The following is a 19144-nucleotide window of genomic DNA, read 5'->3' on the forward strand; positions in this document are numbered from 1 at the left end:
TGTAGATAAATATATTTTTTATATTGGTTCTACAATTTTTTGTAAAGCAACAACTTTTTCATTTTTCGATGTCCTGATTAATATTACACCTTGTGTATTTCTTCCTAATACTCCTACTTCCGAAACTCTAATTCTAACTAATGTTCCTGCATTAGTAATCATCATAATTTGATCTTTTTCTACAACTTGTATTGCTCCGATGATTCTTCCATTTTTTTTTGTAATTTTAATAGATATAACACCTTGAGTAGCACGTGATTTTATAGGAAAATCAGTAATTTTTGTACGTTTTCCATACCCATTTTTTGTTGCTATTAAAATACTACCTCTATTTTTTGGAACGATTAAAGAGACAACTTTATCATTTTTTTTAATTTTAATACCTCTAACTCCAGATGCAGTTCTGCCCATAGTTCGAACACTATTTTCTAGAAATTGGACTACTTTACCATTTTGCGTAAATAACATAATGTTATTATTACCATCAGTCAAAGATACTCCAATTAGTTCGTCATTTGCATGTAAACTAATAGCTATGATTCCTGCAATTCTAGGTTTTTTGAATTGATTTAAAGAACTTTTTTTTACTATTCCATGCGCGGTAGTCATAAAAATATTCAGATTATCTTTATATTCATGTACTGGTAATATAGCTGTAATTCTTTCTTTAGGACTTAAAGGTAATAAATTAACTATAGGTCTTCCTCTTGCATGTCTACTAGACTCGGGTAATTGATAAACTTTCATCCAATATAGAATACCTCGACTAGAAAAGCATAATATAGTATCATGTGTATTTGCTATTACTAAACTTTCTATAAAATCTTCTTCTTTTATTTTTGCAGCTGACTTTCCTTTTCCACCTCTTCTTTGAGCATTATAATCTGAAAGAGGTTGATATTTTACATATCCTGAATGAGATAATGTAACTACTACGTCCTCTTGATTAATCAAATCTTCAAGATTAATATCGGTATGATTATTAGTAATTTCTGTTCTTCTTTTATCACTAAAGCTATCTTTTATTAATAATAATTCTGATTTTATTACGTCAAACATACGACTTGGATTGTCTAATATTTCTTGTAATTCTTTAGTTTTTTTTATTAAATCATTATGTTCTATAATAATTTTTTTTTGCTCTAAATTAGTTAATTTATGCAAACGTAAATCTAATATTGCTTGTACTTGTTGTTCAGTGAAATAATATCCAGTTTTTTTAGATTGACAATTTTTTGCTTGTAAATAATCAGATTCTTTTATTTTATCAGATATCCACTTTTTTTTAATTATCAAATTTTTTGCGTTTATTGAATTTCCTGAACTTTTAATCATTTCAATAATCATATTAATATTTATTAAGGCAGTGTTTAATCCTTCAAGAATGTGGATACGATTGCGCATCTTGTTTAATTCAAAAATACTTCTTCTTATAATTATTTCTTGTCTATGAGATAAAAAATGTTTTAATATTTCTTTTAAAGATAACGTTTTTGGTTGTCCTTGAGACAAAGCAACCATATTAATTCCGAAAGATACTTGTAATTGAGTCAAAGAATACAGTTGATTCAAAATGATTTCAGATATTGCTTCTTTTTTAATTTCTACAACAATTCTCATACCATCTTTATCAGATTCATCACGTAAAGCAGTAATTCCATCAATTCTTTTATCTTTTACTAGTTCAGCTATTTTTTCAATTAAACGTGATTTATTTACTTGATAAGGTATTTCATTAAATATTATTGATTCTTTTTTATTCTTTGTATTTTTTTCAATTTGATTTCGTGCACGAATATAAATTTTTCCTTTTCCTGTACGATATGCTTCTTCGATTCCTGCTTTTCCATTAATTATTCCAGCTGTTGGAAAATCTGGTCCTGGAATATATTTGATTAGCTCTTGTAGAGTAATATCATTATTATCAATATAAGCTAAACATCCATCAATTACTTCATGTAAGTTATGAGGTGGAATGTTTGTAGCCATACCGACAGCTATACCTGATGAACCATTTATTAACAGATTAGGTATTTTTGACGGCAATATTTCTGGTATATATTCAGTTCCATCATAGTTTGGCAAAAACTCAACAGTATTTTTTTCTAAGTCATTTAATAATTCATGAGCTATTTTAGACATTCGAACTTCTGTGTATCGCATTGCTGCGGCAGAATCTCCATCTACAGATCCAAAATTTCCTTGACCATCTATAAGCATATATCGTAATGAAAACTTTTGAGCCATACGGACTATAGCGTCATATACAGCAGAATCTCCATGTGGATGATATTTTCCTATAACATCACCTACTACTCGAGCAGATTTTTTGTATGCTTTATTCCAATCATTATTTAACACATACATTGCAAACAGTATTCTGCGGTGAACAGGTTTTAAACCATCTCTCACATCTGGCAAAGCGCGGCCAACTATTACAGACATAGAATAGTCTAAATAAGAGCTTTTTAACTCTTCTTCAATATTGACCTGTATGATTTCTCGTGCAGGGTCTTTCATAGAACTTTTATCTCTTTAATTAAAAACAATCAAATTAAGTAGAAAAGTATAACATAATTAAACTATTAGATGCATATAAAGAAAATGATTCTTTAAGATAGATAATTTTTTATAGTAAAAAATATTTTTTTATATTGTTTATTTGACACGAAAGTATTATTATAAAAAAAATTGTAATTTCATATTAAAAGTGTTAAAACGCACTGATTTATAAAAGTTTATTAATTTGATTATAAAATGAGATATTATTATGAAAGATGAAGAAAAAAAATTAATAAAAAATTTATTTGATCGTTTAAAGAATATTGAATTAAATTCTTCCGAAAGAGATATGGAAGCAGATAATTTAATTCAAAATTTAGTAACAAAACAACCTGCTTCTTCTTATTATATGACTCAAACAATATTGATTCACGAAACAGCTATAAAAAAAATGAGCATAAAAATTGAGGAATTAAAAACAAAAATAAAAGCATTAGAAGTAGAGGAATTAGATAAAAAACCAAGTTTTTTATCTAGTTTTTTTAAAAAAGATACTTCCTCTCAAATAGCATCCAATAATAATATATGGAAAAAAAAGAATGAGCCTTCACCACCTAATTATTCTAACATAACTAGTTCACCAATAACTCAATCATTTCCAGTGTCAACAAATAGTAGTAAAAGTAGTAATTTTCTTGGTAGTGCATTACAAACAGCAACTGGTGTAGCAGGTGGTATGATTTTAGGTAATATGCTAATGAATGTTTTTAGTCATACAAAACCAGAAGAAGATATATTTGATACTGTTAATACATCATCTTTAGACCAACATGCAGAAGATAATTTTTTAAATCATAATTCTAATAATGATTTAATAAATTATGAATATAATGAATCACATATTAATGGGAATGAATTAAATTCAGAGAATATAAATAATGATATTTATGATACAGATGACATTGATATTGATGACGATAATTTGATTTAAAAACATGTATTGTAATTACTATAAATATAAAAATTTTTATAAAAACACTTCATAATATATCTATGAGATTAAAAAATAAAGCCAGCATAAAATATTTTTTTTGCTGACTTTAGGTTTGATTAAGAGTATTTACTTAAATATTTAGAAGCTCCTTCTGAAGAGGCCTCCATACCTTTTTCTCCCTTCTTCCAATTAGCAGGGCATACTTCTCCAAATTTATTATGAAAATCTATAGCATCTACCATGCGTATCATTTCTTCTATATTGCGTCCAAATGGAAGATCGTTTACAACTTGATGACGTATAATCCAATTAGAATCAATTAAAAATGAAGCTCTTAATGCTATACCAAGATTTGGGTGTTCAATTCCATAAGATTTTTGAATACTATGTGTTATATCAGATACCATAGGAAAGTTTATTTTTCCAATACCGCCATTTTTAGGTAGTGTGTTTTGCCAAGCTTGATGAACAAAAACACTATCAATTGATATTCCTACGACTTTTACATTTCTTTTTTTAAATTCTGAATAGAGTATATTAAATTCTATAATTTCAGATGGACATACAAAAGTAAAATCCATCGGCCAGAAAAATAGCACAATCGATTGACCGTTAGAATGCTTTTTAAGGTCAAATTGTTCAACAATCTGATTATTTTTTAAAATTGCTGGAGCTATGAAATTAGGTGCGTTTTGTGTTACTAGAACCATTTTTTTTCCTATAATATTACACTAGCAAAAGAAAGTTATTGTTAAATTTTTATTAAAAATGGAACTGAAAAATGAATAAGATTTTATCTTGGAAAGATGTTTTGTCTCAAGAAAAAAAAAAGATATTTTATTAACATAATGAAATTTCTTAGACAAGAACGCTTAAATAAAATAATTTATCCAGATGCAAAAGATATCTTTAATGCTTTTGTTTTAACTAATTTTAATGATATCAAAGTTGTTATTCTTGGACAAGATCCATATTATTCTAAGAATCAAGCACATGGTTTGTCATTTTCTGTTCCCAAAGATTTGACTATACCACCTTCTTTAAAGAATATATATAAAGAATTAAATAGTGATTTCAAAAAAAAACATAGATTTAATCATGGATATCTTGAAAACTGGGCTTATCAAGGCGTTTTTTTATTGAATACTATTTTAACAGTTGAATCAGATAAACCAAAATCACATAGTAATATAGGATGGACTATTTTTACCGATAAAGTAATTTCTGCAATTAATCTGTATAGAAATTCTATTGTTTTTTTATTGTGGGGTAACGATGCGAAAAAAAAATGTAATTTAATTGATAAAAAAAATCATTATATATTAAAAGCATCTCATCCTTCTCCATTATCAGCATATCGAGGGTTTTTTGGATGTAAACATTTTACTTTGACTAATAAAATATTGATTCAAAACAAAAAAAAACCGATTAATTGGTTTTTAATTTAGAAAAAATATCTTACTTTTTTAATATTAATAAAATTAGTTTTTAGCCACTATGACCATTGCTTTTCTTAACAATATTTTATTAAAAGTAAATCCCTGTTTTTTAGTAGTAATAATATGATTAGGTAGTGTATTATCGGATGATTCTGTTGAAATTAATGTGTGAATTTTAGGATCAAAAAGTTCATTTTTTTGACCTTCGTTTTGCACTCCTGATTTATATAATATATTCAATAAAGATTGTAATGTCAGTTTAATTCCTTCTATTAAAGGTTTATCTTTTAAATGTAATGTATTAGACAAGGTTAATATGTCTTCTAAAGAATCTATTACTGGAATTATTGTTTTTAAAAATCTTTCAACTTCTGTTTGTTTTATTTTTTTGATTTTTTCTTTAGTATTTTTTTTGATATTTTCTATATTTGCTAATTTTCGCAATTCAATATCGTTTATTTTTTTTTGATTCTGAATTAGTTCTAATTTTAAATCGTCTATTTTTTTATTTTGAAGAGAAATCATATCAATTGTATTTTCTTTATTTATTTTTGTTTCTTTATTATCCATAAAAGTTACCATTTATAATGTTAATAATTAGGCTATTATAAACTTTATAATTAATCTTTCAAGACTGTTTTCTATTATAATATAATACACATTATTTTTTTAGGAGTTTTTATGTAATGAATCAACATTTCACTTGTATAGGTATTGTTGGGCGTCCACGTCATGCGAGTGCATTAATAACACATAAGACTCTTTATAAGTGGTTAATAAAAAATGGTTATACAGTTTTTATTGAACACACTGTTGCTAAAGAATTAAAATTAAACAATCCTAATACTGCTACATTAATTGAAATTGGTCAATCTTGTGATTTAGCAGTAGTTATAGGGGGAGATGGTAATTTATTATGTGCAGCGCGTGTTTTGTCATTTTATAATATTAAAATTATTGGAATTAATCGAGGTAATTTGGGTTTTCTTGCTGATTTGAATCCCGATACTGGTTTAAAAAAATTATCAGAGGTATTATCTGGAAATTATCTATTAGAAAATCGGTTTTTGTTAGATGCTCAAATTTGCCAAAAAGAAATAATTTCAAAATCTAGCATAGCTATTAACGAAGTCGTTTTACATACAAAAAATTTAGCTCATATGATAGAATTTGAAGTTTATATTGATAATAAATTTTCATTTTCTCAACGTGCAGATGGATTAATTGTTTCAACTCCTACAGGTTCTACTGGTTACTCCCTTTCAGCTGGCGGGCCAATTATAGCGACATCTTTAGATGCTATTGTATTGGTTCCAATGTTTCCACATACTTTATCTGCTCGTCCCTTAGTAATTCATAGTAACAGTATAATTTGTTTAAAATTTTCTAATATGCAGAATAATTTAAAAATAAGTTGTGATAGTCAAATTATTTTAACAATCAAAAAAGGTGAATGTGTATTTATTCGTCGAAGTTGTTATTATTTAAATCTTATTCATCCTAAAAGTTATGATTATTTCAAAACTTTAACTTCTAAGTTAAGTTGGTCTAAAAAATTTTTTAAATAATCTAGAATAAGATATTATATATTTAATAAAATATTTTTTTAAATACTTAATATTTGTTATTCATATAAAAAGTTATAAGATGCTAATAAAAAAGTGTTAATGATTTTCATGTGAACTATAATAGGATATTATGATGAATAATTATGTCAAAATACTATTGATAGTGATTTTTTTATCTAGTTGTTCAACTGTAGATCCAAGTAAATATAGTCTTAATTTTTTAGAAAAGATACATCTAAATCAGCATATCTTAAATAAAAATTATTTTGGTATGACAAAAAATCAGATAGTTTATATTTTTGGAATACCCATTATTTCTGATTCTTTTAGTGATGTATATCATTATTGTTTATACGATTCAAAAAATGATGATTTTTTTCAAAAAAAAATGTTAAATTTATATTTTAAAGACAATAAGGTTTTAAAATTCACCATCACATAGCTTTTATAAAATTTTTTAAACAATATATAAATTTTTTTGGAGCTGGCGGGATTTGAACCCGCGTCCAAAATTTCTACGAATAAAGTACTACATGCTTAGTTTTATCTTTGTTAGATTCATTACCTAATTTGGAAAAACTCATTTTAGGTCTATAGCTTGAAAAGTAATTCCGTGTCATCGTCAAGCTTGATGTTCACGCTGTTCTCTTTTTATGACCTTCCTGTTTTCTCGTCCTAAGAGAGAAGGCTGAGAAGGAAGGGCTTTATATAGTTTTTTAAGCTGCTAAAGCGTAGTTTTGTTTATTATTTGCAATTATTTTTTTACGGCTTTTATCGAGGCAAACCGTTCCTCGGCATGCACTTTACTTTGTTGATAACTTTGTCGAATCCAAAAACAGCCCCGTATTTATTCTACAACGTAGTATTACAAAAAAACATAAGTTTGTCTATTAATTATTTTATACTGTTTTAAGAAAATTTTTATATAAATAATTGATATATATTATAAATTTTAAAAATGGAAATTAATATGAATGTTATAAAAAAAATAAAAAAACAAATTAAAGATAATATTATTTTAATTTATATGAAAGGTACTCCTGAGTCTCCTAGTTGTGGTTTTTCTGCGCAAGCAGTAAAAGCTCTGTCAGTTTGTGGTGAAAAATTTGCTTATATAGATGTTTTAGAAAATCCGGAGATTAGAAGTAAATTACCAGAATATGCAAATTGGCCGACATTTCCTCAATTATGGATAGATGGCGAATTAATTGGTGGTTGTAGTATTATACTTGAAATGTTGCAAAATGGTCAATTGAAAGAACTAATATTAAAGGCTGTAAAAAAATATAAAATATAATTTTCAAGACAATATAAATATAAATAATCTATATAAAAAATGAGATATGACACTAAATAAAAATAGCAAGGTTTCATTTTTATTGCTAATGTCATATCTTTTTCTTATTAAAAAATTATTAATATATAACATAGTTATATTATTATTTGTTATACTGTTAAATTTTTTTTTCTGAATAAATAGGCCATCCACCTAAACGCTTCCAACGATTTACTAATTCACAAAAAAGATCAGCAGTTTGTAAGGTATCATAAAGTGCAGAATGAGCTTGTTGGTTATCAAATGATAAACCAATAGCTTTACATGCTTTAGATAATACTGTTTGACCAACTACTAATCCACTTAATGCTGCTGTATCAAATGTTACAAATGGATGAAAGGGATTGTTTTTTATTTTGACTCTTTGAATTGCTGCCATTAAAAAATTATGATCAAAATTAGCATTATGTGCTACAACAATCCCCCGATTACATCCTTCTATCTTGATCCCTTTTCGAACCATTTTTAATATAGATTGAATGGCTACTTTTTCACTAATAGCACCACGTAATGGATTAAATGGATCAATTTTATTAAAAGCTATTGCTTCAGCATTTATTATAGATCCTTTAAATGGTTTTATATGAAAATGTAATGTATTTTCTTTATGCAACCATCCTAATTTATCCATTTTTAATGTTATCATAGCAATTTCTAATACTGCATCAGTATTTGCATTAAATCCAGCTGTTTCAATATCGATAACAACAGGGTAAAATTTTCGAAATCGATTGCTTAATAAATTGAATTCTTGAGTTGTAGACATCAAAATCTCATTTTTTAAAATATTTTTGTTTAATATAGTCAATCTTTTATATTTTTATTATTTTAATTCTGGATACTTTAAAAATATGTATTATGATTCTTGTGAATAATTTAATAAGTGTACTATACTTTATAAGAATATTTAAGATTAAAGTATTAACTTAATATTATTAAAAAATAATTCCGATATTTTATTACAATTACCTCTAGGAAAATAAAATGAGTTACGTTCTTCCTTCTTTACCTTATTCGTACAATGCGTTAGAACCATTTTTTGATGAGCAAACTATGCGAATTCATCATACTAAACACCATCAAAATTATATCAACAATACTAATTCTATTTTAGAAAATACAAATTTTTCTTCATTATCTATTGATGAATTAATCTCTATTTTAAATGAGATTACTTTAGAAAATAAAAATATATTACGTAATAACGCAGGTGGCCATATAAATCATAGTTTTTTTTGGAAAAGTTTAAAATTAGGAACTGTTTTAACTAATGATCTAAAAATAGAAATAGAAAAAAAATTTAGTACTATTGATCATTTTAAAGAAAAATTTGAATCAGTAGCACTCAATCATTTTGGATCTGGTTGGGTATGGTTAGTTAATCAAAACGGTGTTTTATCTATTGTTTCTACTACTAATCAAGATAACCCTTTAATGGGTAAATTAATATCTAATACACATGGTTATCCTATAATTGGTTTAGATATTTGGGAACATGCTTACTATTTAAAATATCAAAATAGACGATTAGATTATATTAAAGCTTTTTGGAATGTTGTTAATTGGGAAGAAGCTTCTGATCGTTTACAGAAATAATTTATTAATACTATTAAACTAGTATTGTTTATAAGATCAGATTTGATTGATTTAATTGCAAATTTCATCATGTAATCTATAAAAAGCATATAATAATATATTATATGTTTTTTAATATATTTTATCAGATACTAAAACAATTATTTTAATATAAAAGGGTATTTTTTGAACACTATTAAAATGATAGTCGGACTATCTAATCCAAAAAAAGAATATCATAATACGCGTCATAATGTAGGTTCTTGGTATGTTTATGCTTTAGCAGAGAGTTATTTAAAAAATTTAAAAATAGAAAAAAAATTTCTTGGTTTTGCTACTTCTTTTAGTATAAATTTAAATTATACTCGATTACTTGTACCTAATATATTTATGAATATTAATGGTCAGTCAGTGTTAAAAATGGCATCATTTTATAATATTAATCTAAGTGACATATTAGTAGTTCATGATGATTTAGAGCTTGCACCTGGTATCTTAAAAGTAAAATATAGTTATGGACATAATGGACATAATGGATTAAGAAATATTATTAATGTATTCAATAAAAAAATTAATTTTTTTCGATTTAGAATTGGTATTGGTCGTCCAGAATATTGCGATCAAATAGCTTCTTTTGTATTATCAAGTCCTACAAAACAAGAGAAAACATTAATTCGAAGATCAATTTTACATGCAATAGAAGAAAATTTGATTTCAAACATTTTGAAATTTTAATTAGATAAAAATATCTTCTATTTTTTCAAGGTGCGATAAAATATGGGTTTTAAATGTGGTATTATAGGGTTGCCTAATGTTGGTAAATCTACTTTATTTAATCTTTTGACTAAAGGAAATTCAGCAGTTGCTAATTTTCCATTTTGCACTATTAAACCAAATATAGGTATCGTTTCAGTTTTTGATGAACGTATTAATCATCTTGTTAAAATTGTTTCTCCTCAAAAAATAGTTAATACATTTATAGAATTTATAGATATTGCAGGTTTGGTTAAGGGAGCATCTAATGGTGAAGGATTAGGTAATCAATTTTTAGCCAATATACGAGAGACAGATGCTATAGCACATGTTGTTCGATGTTTTAAAAATGATAATATTACTCATGTTTATAATAAAATTCAACCTGATAAAGATATAGATATTATTAATACTGAACTTATATTATCTGATTTTGATCTTTGTGAAAAGACTTTAGCACAATTACAAAAAAAAGCAGTATTACAAGATAGTATAATACTAAAGAAAATCAATGTTTTGAAAAAATGCATTAATCATTTAACACAATTTTTAATGCTAAAAACTCTTGATTTAAATCAAGATGAAAGAAATCTGATTAGTTATTTACGTTTTTTGACTTTAAAACCAACGATGTACATTGCTAATATTAATGACGAAAAAGAATCTTATTATTTTTTAGATGAATTAAATAAGATAGCTGAGAAAGAAGGGTCTATAGTTATTCCGATTCATGCAAATTTGGAGTTGGATTTAGTTAGAATGCATAATGAAGAACAAAAATCGTTTATGCAAGCATTTAATATAAAAAATTTAGGTTTGAATAATATTGTATCTGCTGGGTATAAACTTTTAAATTTGATAACTTTTTTTACTGTGGGGAAAAAAGAAATTCGTGCCTGGGAAATTCTTGATGGAAGTACTAGTATTCAAGCCGCACATAAAATACATAGTGATTTCAGCAAAGGTTTTATTAGAGCACAAATTATTAAATATATAGATTTTATAAAATATAAAAGTGAATCCAAAGTTAAAGAAATGGGAAAATTTAGAATAGAAGGAAAACAATATTATATTCAAGATGGTGATATTATTCATTTTTTATTTAATGTATAAAGATGATTAATTTTTAAATTTTATATATATATGTATGTAATTTTTTTAGAGAGGAAAAAATGTTTATCCTCTCTAGTATAATTTTTATTTTTCTAATAAAAATGTTTTTAATTTACTAAAAATAGGATTAATATTATAAGATAATAATGGAAGATTGATTCTATTTTTTAGTTCATTAGGAAGTATAACTTTATTTTGTAATATTTTTTCCACAGTATTTTTAAATTTAGCTGGATGTGCAGTTCCTAGAAATAAACCAAATTCATCTTCTTTTAATTGATCCCGTAATAATCGATATGCTATTGCAGCATGAGGTTCAGAAACATAACCTAACTGAAACAATTCTTTTAATGATTCTTCAGTGGTAAGATCTGATACACTGCCAAATCTAAGTTCTTTTAAATCCCATTTTTTTCGATAAAATAATTCTTCAATTCGAGTCCAATTATTAGGTTGACTAATATCCATAGCATTAGAAATGGTAGATACAGTATTTTTTGGATTCCATATCCCATGATCAAGAAATCTTGGTACTGTATCGTTAGCATTGGTGCATGCTATAAATGATTTAATTGGTAAGCCAAGAGATTTAGATAATAATCCAGCAGTTAGATTCCCAAAATTTCCACATGGAACTGCTATAACTAAGTTTTTTCTTTGTTGCTCTGAAATTAAAGAGAAAGCTTCAAAATAATAACAAATTTGTGCTAATAATCTACTTATATTAATAGAATTAGCTGAATTTAATCCAATTGATTCTTTTAATTTTTTATCGTTAAAAGCTTCTTTTACTAATTTTTGACAATCATCAAAACTACCATTAATTGATATGGTTTTTATGTTTTTCCCTAATGTGCAAAATAATTTTTCTTGTAATTCACTAATCTTCCCTTTAGGGTATAAGATAATCACACGTACATTTTTCATTCCGTAGAATGCATGTGCTACCGCTGCACCTGTATCGCCTGATGTTGCAGTTAAGATAGTAACTGATTCATTTTTTTTATTTAGTGATAGTATCATCTGAGCCATAAAACGTGCTCCAAAATCTTTAAATGCTAATGTTGGTCCATGAAATAGCTCAAAACAATGTATATCTTCTGTAATCTTTATTTTTAATGGATTTCTAAATGAAAATGCTTGTTTAACATGTTCATATAATTTTTTTTTAGATATCTCATGATAAATAAATTTAGAAAGTATTTCAGTACTACGAGTAATGAAATCCATTTTTAATATTTTTGATAATTCGATAGGCGTAATAATAGGTAGTTCTACTGGAAAAAATAATCCTTGTTGTCGTCCTAATCCTAGTTTTACAGCTGTTTCAAAATTTACTTGTTCGCTATGATCTTTTAAATTATACAGTTTCATTTTTCATCCTATTTTACGTACACCTTTTGAATCTAAAAAACAAATATGAACAAATCCTGTTTTATTCTGTAAATAATTTTCTGTTAACCATAAAGATATGTTTTGAGCTATCTGTATATTATCAGAAATAGAAAAAATCGCGGGTCCTGAACCAGATATCCCACAACTTATAGCTCCGATTTTTTTGATTTTTTCTTTAGTTTTTAAAAAATTAGGTAGTAATTTAATACGATATGGTTCTGCTATAAAATCTTGCATTAATCGTGCTGCTAAAAACGGTTGTTGACTATATGAAGCATGAATAAAACCAGATAAGTAACGACTATTTTTAATACATATTTCTCTTTTATATTTTTTTGGTAATATTTCTCTTGCTTCTGAAGTAGAGATTTTTATTCCTGGCCAAGCTATTATCCAAAACCAATTTTTAAAACTTGGTATTGTTTGACTTATTATTTCAGAATCTTCTAATATGAGCTGTAGTCCTCCAAGATAAGATGGAGCAACATTATCATAGTGTATGCTACCTGATATTTCACCTTCTATTTCTCCCATAAGAAGTAATAATTCTTTTGAACTTAAAGGTTTATTACAAATTTCATTCATGGCAACCAAAGTAGCTACTACCGAACATGCGCTAGAACCTAATCCTGATCCAATAGGCATATTCTTTTCCAATATAATAGAAACTGGAATATTTTTTTTTATAACACTACAAAATTTTAACCAGCATTTCCAAACAATATTTTGTTCAGTGTTTTTAGGTAATTTATCAGAAAACATACCTTTATTAATTAAGTTAAATTTTTTTGATAATTTTACTGTTACAAAATCACCTAATAACGCACCATTGATAGGTATAATTGCTGCACCTAAAATATCAAATCCTACTCCAACATTACCAATAGAAGCTGGTGCATAAATTTTAATCATTACTATGTCCTGACGTTTATTATAGTGTACGTAGTAAGTCGGAAAATACTCCAGACGCTGTAACACTATTACCAGCACCGTAACCTCTTAGTACTAGAGGAATTGGTTGATAATAATTTGTATAAAATGCTAGTGCATTTTCACCGTTTTTTATTTTGTATAATGGATCATTAATGTTGACTTCTTCAAGTTTTATAAAAAATTTTTTATTTTGTTCTATTGTCGCAACAAATCGAAGTACATTTCCTACATTGCGTGCTTGATTAATTTTTTTTAGAAAATAAGAATCTAATTCTTTTAATTTTAATAGAAATTTGTCGACATCTTCATATTTTTTAAAGATATCCGGTAATAAAGGTTCAATTTTAATATCTTTTAGTTCTATATTACATCCAGATTCACGTGCTAAAATTAGTAACTTTCTCGCAACATCAATTCCTGATAAATCATCACATGGATTCGGTTCGGTAAAACCTAATTCTTTTGCTTCTTTAGTAGCGTGTGATAATGAAACACCTTCTTCTAATCTTCCAAAAATAAAAGATAATGACCCAGATAATATACCTTTAAAACGAATTAAAGTATCACCTGTTTTAAATAGATTTTGAATAGTTTCTATTACTGGTAATCCTGATCCAACATTGGTTTCGTATAAAAATTTTTTATTTGTTTCAGCAGTAGCATGTCTTATTTTTTTATAGTAAGTCAATGCACTAGTATTTGCTTTTTTATTTGAAGTAACTACATGAAAATCATTATAAATAAAATTTACATATTGTTCTGCTAACAATTGATTAGATGTACAATCAACAATTACTGAATTTGAAAAATTATTATTCTTTACTAAATTATTTAATATTTCTAAAGTAAATTTTTTAGTGGATTTTTTAAAATCATTTTTCCAATTAGATAGATTACTTGGTTCATCTAAAAATAATATTTTTTTAGAATTGGCAATAGTACAAATTTTAATTTCTATATTTCTTTCATTTAAAAACTGTTTTTGTTTGAGTATTTGATTCAATAATGTGCTACCAATTCCACCTATTCCTATTAAAAAAACATGAATAATTTTTTTATTACAAAATAATATATTATGAACATTTTGAACGGCTTGTAAAATATGTTCTTTTTGAATTACTAATGAAATAGAATGTTCTGAAGAACCTTGTGCAATTGCAAGGATATTAATTTTTGAGGCACCTAAGGTAGAAAATATTTTTGATGCAATATCATGTTTTTTATAAATATTTGATCCCACTACTGAAAGAATAGATAAATTTTTTTTTATTTTAAAAGGATTCAATAATTTATTTTTTAATTCTAGTTGAAATTCTTTATTTAATGAGTATAGAACTTTATCAATACCAGATTCAAAAATACAAAAATTCATTTTATATTCCGAAGATGATTGTGTAATTAATAATATTTTAATATTATTTCTAGATATTACAGTAAAAATACGTGGAATTACATTTCTTATATTTTTTATATGAGGTCCAGATATATTAAACATTGCTATTTCATCAAGATGAGTTACACCTTTTAGAAAATCTTTTTCAGAATAATTTTTTTGACAAATTAAAGTTCCCATAGAGTCTTTATTAGCAGTATTTTTAATAAAACATGGAATTTTAAATTGAGCAATTGGTTCAATAGTGCGAGGATGTAATACCTTAGCACCAAAATAAGATAATTCCATTGCCTCTTGATATGATATTGATTTTAATAAATAAGTATTTAAAACTTTTCTTGGATCAGAAGTAAAAACGCCATCCACATCGGTCCAAATTTCACAACAATTCGCATCTAAACAAGCCGCTAAAACTGCGGCAGAATAATCAGATCCATTTCTTCCTAATACTACTAACTCTTTATTTTGATTACCTGAAATAAAACCAGCCATTAAAATAATATCATTTTTATGAATGTTTATATTATGAATGCGTTTTTTAGATTTAGATATATCAACAGTTGAATCTAAGTAGTTATTTCCTAAAGATATAAAGTTTTCAACTGGGTTAATAATAGTTACATTATGATTTTTAGATTGTAATATACCTTTCATTATAAAAACTGAAAGTATTTCTCCACGAGAAATAATAGTTGCGCGAATATTATCTGGACACTGTTTTAATAATACTATTCCATGTATTATTTTTTTTAATTTATCAAATTCTTTTTTTATAACTTTTTCTACTTGATTATAAGGAAAATTAGATTGTATTTTTAAAATATTATTTATTAATTCTAAAAATATATTTTCTGCAAGATGTATTGTTTCTAAAATATTATTATTAGTGATATTTTCTATACTTTTAACTAAATAGTTAGTTACTTTAGCTGGTGCTGAAAGAACTACTGCAATTTGATCTATTTTAATATTTTCTTCTATAATACTAGATACGCATAAAAATTTTTCTGCATTAGCAAGTGAAGTGCCACCAAATTTTAATAACTTCATATTTTTTAGTTCCTTGTATTTATGTCGTAAAAAAACCTGCCTTTAGTATGGGCAGGTTTTTTAAAAGATTATCTGAGCCCACATCATGACTAGTTATAAGAATTAGAACAGCTATTCTAGTGAAGAGGCTATAAATAGATATTAATATTTTTTTATGAATGCGCAAAGTTTTTTAATCAATTGTATTAAGCAATATTTTTTAATATAATTTATATTGTTGATGAAAAATATTTTTATTTATTTAGAATGCTGTAAAAGCAGTATTTTTTGATTTTATCATAAATTAGATGTATTTATGTTTATAGAAAAATATTACAACAAAAAATTATTTCTTTTACACTAAAAATATTTTGTAATTTTTTTGAAATTTAACATTTTCTTTCATAAAATATTATTTTTTATAATTAAATATAAAATATAACATAAATCACATTTTGATATAGATAGAATATGTGTTTTTTAATTACTTTAATTTTTATAACATAATGATCATTATTAGTGCAATAGTTTAAAAAATAAATATTTTATTTTTCATTGTATATTAGAAATTTATTTGTTCAATATATTGTATATTTTCAATAAACTACCAGTGTATTATTGTAAATTTTTAATATGATTCAATTCACACTAACTATTTAGTTAACATTATGAAACATACCATTCAAGTTATCATTTCCGAGAAAGAACTGGATATTCGTGTACGCGAACTAGGTCAAGAAATTACTAAAAAATATAGAAACAGTAAAAATAAAATGATACTAATAGCACTACTACGTGGTTCTTTTGTATTTATAGCAGATTTATGTCGTAGAATTCATATTAAACATGAAGTAGATTTTATGACAACTTCTAGTTATGGACGGGGGATGCTATCTAGTGGAGATGTTAAAATTATAAAAGATTTAGATGAAGATATTTACAATAAACATGTTTTAATTGTAGAAGATATTATTGATTCAGGCAAAACTTTAAGTAAAGTATTGGGTATTTTAAAACTTAGAAACCCAAAATCATTATCAATTTGCACCCTTTTAGATAAACCAGAGTGTCGAGAGGTAGATATTAGTGTTGATTTTATAGGTTTTTCTATTTTAGAAAACTTTTTTATAGTAGGCTATGGTATTGATTATGCTCAATCTTATCGTTATCTACCATACATAGGAAAAGTAGTTTTTAAAAAATTAAATTAAATCAAATTAAATTAATATTGTCATATTTTATAAATTACAATATTAAATATATCAACAGAAAATCTTGTTTTAATTAAAAATTGTTTAAATGAGCGAATAAATTTTTTCTAGTATAACTGTTTTTTTTACAATTATTTCAAATTTTTTTCTTTTAATATTATATTAACTGGCGATCTTTTTCTTAAGAAAACAATTCGATTATGCGAAATTAAATAATCTTAGAAATTATTATCTTGATTGCTTTAAAATATCTCGTCTATATTTATCTTTATAAGAATTTAAAGTATCATAGAATCTTTACAAGTTTTTTATTTTATATAATGTTTTGGATAAATTTCACTCATATAGGAAAAAACAACATCTATATTTTTTAATATTTCACAATCTATTTTAAAGGTTTGATGGTAATTTGAAGATTTAATAAAGTATTCAATTGAATAGATTAATAAAAATACTTAATAATATTATCTATATGTTTTTTAATGATATTAGTGCTATATCTCTATTTTTTAAATGATTTATGGTAGAAATCAATCGTATGTTTTATATATATACAATATAATATTATATCTTTCAAAACTATATTTTATGCTGAGATAAATATCTTTTTTAACTTCACACATATATTTTATAATTTCTTTTTAAATTCTGTTATTTTACAGAAATAAAATTTTCTATAAAACTGATTTTTTCCCTTTAGTAATTCTTAATCAATTATATATTATAAGAATTTCTCTATTAGTATATTTACTCTATCTTATATCGATAACTAAAATAGGTAAGTTTTTAGTTATTTTTGCTGTTAATTTTTTAAATCACATTCTACTAAAAGTAATTTAATTTCAGATAATTTTGATAAAAAAGATTCGTCTATTAATTTATTTTTGTTATTTTTTCTTTTCTTGGAGTTTTATATTTATCTGAATAGTTGAAAGATTGGGTGTTAAATTTGTATAACTATATGCTAATATTGATTTATGAGCTGTTAGATACTCCTTTAATAATTTTTACTAACTATTTTCCTTTGGTATTATTTTAATTAGATTTGTACTAGAGCTGATAATTATTTTTATTTTTGCAACAGCTTGTTTAATTTTATCATAAGACACAAAATACAGGTCGAATAATTATTATACAATAATTTAGTAAATTAAAAGTCCTAGTTTGTAACATCTGATAATTTTGTTTTATTATTTTCTGGTTTATTAATTGAGAATTTATAATACGTTTCATATTTACTTCAATGAATTACAGTATAATAATATGTTCCAAACTACAAGGGGATATTCGAATATATTTTTCAAACTGTTCGAATATCCTTATTATAAATTTTTAATCTATAAAACTAACCAGTCATTTGTTTTTCTCTAATTTCTTCTAATGTTTTACAATCAATGCAAAGATTGGCAGTAGGTCTAGCTTCTAAACGACGAATTCCAATTTCAATACCACAAGAATTACAATAACCAAAATCTTTTTCTTGAATTTTTTTTAAAGTTGTTTCTATTTTTTTAATCAATTTTCGACTGCGATCACGATTTCGTAAATCTAAACTAAATTCTTCTTCTTGTGTAGCTCGATCAATAGGGTCTGGAAAATTTGTAGCTTTATCTTGTATATAGAGTAGAGTATGGTTGATTTCATCTTTTAATTGATTTTTCCATGTCTCAAGAATTGTATAAAAGTGTAACATTTGATCTTCATTCATGTATTGTTCATCTATTTTTTTTTGATAAGGTTGTAAACCTGCAATAGAAAGAACGTTTAAAGATGATGTTTTTTTGTTTTTTTCTTTTTCCATAGCTCTCTCCGAGATAATATTTTTACTAAATATGCAACATAAGGAATATTGTGAACACAATATTTATTGTATTATTTTGATAAATTTCAATTTAGAAAATAT

At 25.1% G+C, this 19144-nt stretch carries 17 protein-coding genes and 1 other RNA gene; 9 read left to right on the forward strand and 9 right to left on the reverse strand.

Going from position 1 to position 19144, the window contains the following annotated elements; all coding sequences use genetic code 11:
* Positions 1–18: 18 nt before the first annotated feature.
* Complete coding sequence (gyrA, locus tag G4A98_00895; GenBank protein ID QIQ41782.1) at positions 19–2520, reverse strand: DNA topoisomerase (ATP-hydrolyzing) subunit A; 2502 nt, start codon at positions 2518–2520, stop codon at positions 19–21.
* 250 nt (positions 2521–2770) lie between these two features.
* Here gyrA and G4A98_00900 point away from each other — a divergent pair, with 250 nt between their 5' ends.
* Positions 2771–3493 (forward strand): DUF2076 domain-containing protein, encoded by a 723-nt coding sequence (locus G4A98_00900; protein ID QIQ41783.1) that lies wholly within the window; start codon positions 2771–2773, stop codon positions 3491–3493.
* A gap of 119 nt (positions 3494–3612) precedes the next feature.
* Here G4A98_00900 and G4A98_00905 read toward each other — a convergent pair whose 3' ends face one another.
* Positions 3613–4206 (reverse strand): peroxiredoxin C, encoded by a 594-nt coding sequence (locus G4A98_00905; GenBank protein ID QIQ41784.1) that lies wholly within the window; start codon positions 4204–4206, stop codon positions 3613–3615.
* A gap of 96 nt (positions 4207–4302) precedes the next feature.
* Between G4A98_00905 and ung the strand changes: the two genes are divergently transcribed.
* Positions 4303–4944, forward strand: a complete 642-nt coding sequence (ung, locus tag G4A98_00910) for a uracil-DNA glycosylase (protein ID QIQ41785.1) — start codon at positions 4303–4305, stop codon at positions 4942–4944.
* A 33-nt stretch (positions 4945–4977) separates the two neighbouring features.
* On the opposite strand, the gene G4A98_00915 is transcribed toward ung, so the two are convergent.
* Positions 4978–5505 carry a nucleotide exchange factor GrpE gene (locus tag G4A98_00915; GenBank protein QIQ41786.1) on the reverse strand — a complete coding sequence of 176 codons (528 nt, stop codon included), beginning with the start codon at positions 5503–5505 and terminating at the stop codon, positions 4978–4980.
* A 116-nt stretch (positions 5506–5621) separates the two neighbouring features.
* Between G4A98_00915 and nadK the strand changes: the two genes are divergently transcribed.
* Positions 5622–6503 carry an NAD(+) kinase gene (gene nadK / locus G4A98_00920; protein ID QIQ41787.1) on the forward strand — a complete coding sequence of 294 codons (882 nt, stop codon included), beginning with the start codon at positions 5622–5624 and terminating at the stop codon, positions 6501–6503.
* Between the two features lie 133 nt (positions 6504–6636).
* The gene (locus G4A98_00925; GenBank protein ID QIQ42165.1) at positions 6637–6945 is read left to right on the forward strand and encodes an outer membrane protein assembly factor BamE; all 309 of its coding nucleotides are present in this window, start codon (positions 6637–6639) and stop codon (positions 6943–6945) included.
* A gap of 36 nt (positions 6946–6981) precedes the next feature.
* On the opposite strand, the gene ssrA is transcribed toward G4A98_00925, so the two are convergent.
* Positions 6982–7346: a transfer-messenger RNA gene (ssrA, locus tag G4A98_00930) on the reverse strand.
* A gap of 127 nt (positions 7347–7473) precedes the next feature.
* Here ssrA and grxD point away from each other — a divergent pair.
* A complete protein-coding gene (gene grxD / locus G4A98_00935; protein ID QIQ41788.1) occupies positions 7474–7800 on the forward strand; it encodes a Grx4 family monothiol glutaredoxin in 327 nt (108 codons plus the stop codon).
* A gap of 157 nt (positions 7801–7957) precedes the next feature.
* On the opposite strand, the gene rnt is transcribed toward grxD, so the two are convergent.
* Entirely contained in the window at positions 7958–8605 is a 648-nt protein-coding gene (rnt, locus tag G4A98_00940; GenBank protein ID QIQ41789.1) for a ribonuclease T, read from the reverse strand.
* Positions 8606–8823: 218 nt separating this feature from the next.
* Between rnt and G4A98_00945 the strand changes: the two genes are divergently transcribed.
* The 3 genes from G4A98_00945 to ychF all read left to right on the forward strand — a co-directional run bounded on the left by G4A98_00945 (position 8824) and on the right by ychF (position 11280).
* Positions 8824–9435 carry a superoxide dismutase [Mn] gene (locus G4A98_00945; protein QIQ41790.1) on the forward strand — a complete coding sequence of 204 codons (612 nt, stop codon included), beginning with the start codon at positions 8824–8826 and terminating at the stop codon, positions 9433–9435.
* 180 nt (positions 9436–9615) lie between these two features.
* Positions 9616–10149 carry an aminoacyl-tRNA hydrolase gene (pth, locus tag G4A98_00950; protein QIQ42166.1) on the forward strand — a complete coding sequence of 178 codons (534 nt, stop codon included), beginning with the start codon at positions 9616–9618 and terminating at the stop codon, positions 10147–10149.
* A gap of 42 nt (positions 10150–10191) precedes the next feature.
* Positions 10192–11280: a redox-regulated ATPase YchF gene (gene ychF, locus G4A98_00955; protein ID QIQ41791.1), complete on the forward strand. Its 1089-nt coding sequence runs from the start codon at positions 10192–10194 to the stop codon at positions 11278–11280.
* Between the two features lie 84 nt (positions 11281–11364).
* On the opposite strand, the gene thrC is transcribed toward ychF, so the two are convergent.
* The 3 genes from thrC to thrA are packed head-to-tail and all read right to left on the reverse strand — an operon-like array spanning position 11365 to position 16051.
* Positions 11365–12654: a threonine synthase gene (thrC, locus tag G4A98_00960; GenBank protein QIQ41792.1), complete on the reverse strand. Its 1290-nt coding sequence runs from the start codon at positions 12652–12654 to the stop codon at positions 11365–11367.
* Positions 12655–12657: 3 nt separating this feature from the next.
* Entirely contained in the window at positions 12658–13587 is a 930-nt protein-coding gene (gene thrB, locus G4A98_00965) for a homoserine kinase (GenBank protein QIQ41793.1), read from the reverse strand.
* Between the two features lie 19 nt (positions 13588–13606).
* On the reverse strand, positions 13607–16051 hold the full coding sequence (gene thrA, locus G4A98_00970) for a bifunctional aspartate kinase/homoserine dehydrogenase I (protein QIQ41794.1): 2445 nt from the start codon (positions 16049–16051) through the stop codon (positions 13607–13609).
* A 647-nt stretch (positions 16052–16698) separates the two neighbouring features.
* On the opposite strand from thrA, the gene hpt reads away from it, so the two are divergent.
* Positions 16699–17241, forward strand: a complete 543-nt coding sequence (gene hpt / locus G4A98_00975) for a hypoxanthine phosphoribosyltransferase (GenBank protein QIQ41795.1) — start codon at positions 16699–16701, stop codon at positions 17239–17241.
* A gap of 1345 nt (positions 17242–18586) precedes the next feature.
* Here hpt and dksA read toward each other — a convergent pair.
* On the reverse strand, positions 18587–19042 hold the full coding sequence (gene dksA, locus G4A98_00980) for an RNA polymerase-binding protein DksA (protein ID QIQ41796.1): 456 nt from the start codon (positions 19040–19042) through the stop codon (positions 18587–18589).
* Positions 19043–19144: the final 102 nt, after the last annotated feature.

The organism is Buchnera aphidicola (Microlophium carnosum), from assembly GCA_011752475.1.
GTDB classification, from domain to species: domain Bacteria; phylum Pseudomonadota; class Gammaproteobacteria; order Enterobacterales; family Enterobacteriaceae; genus Buchnera; species Buchnera aphidicola_BG.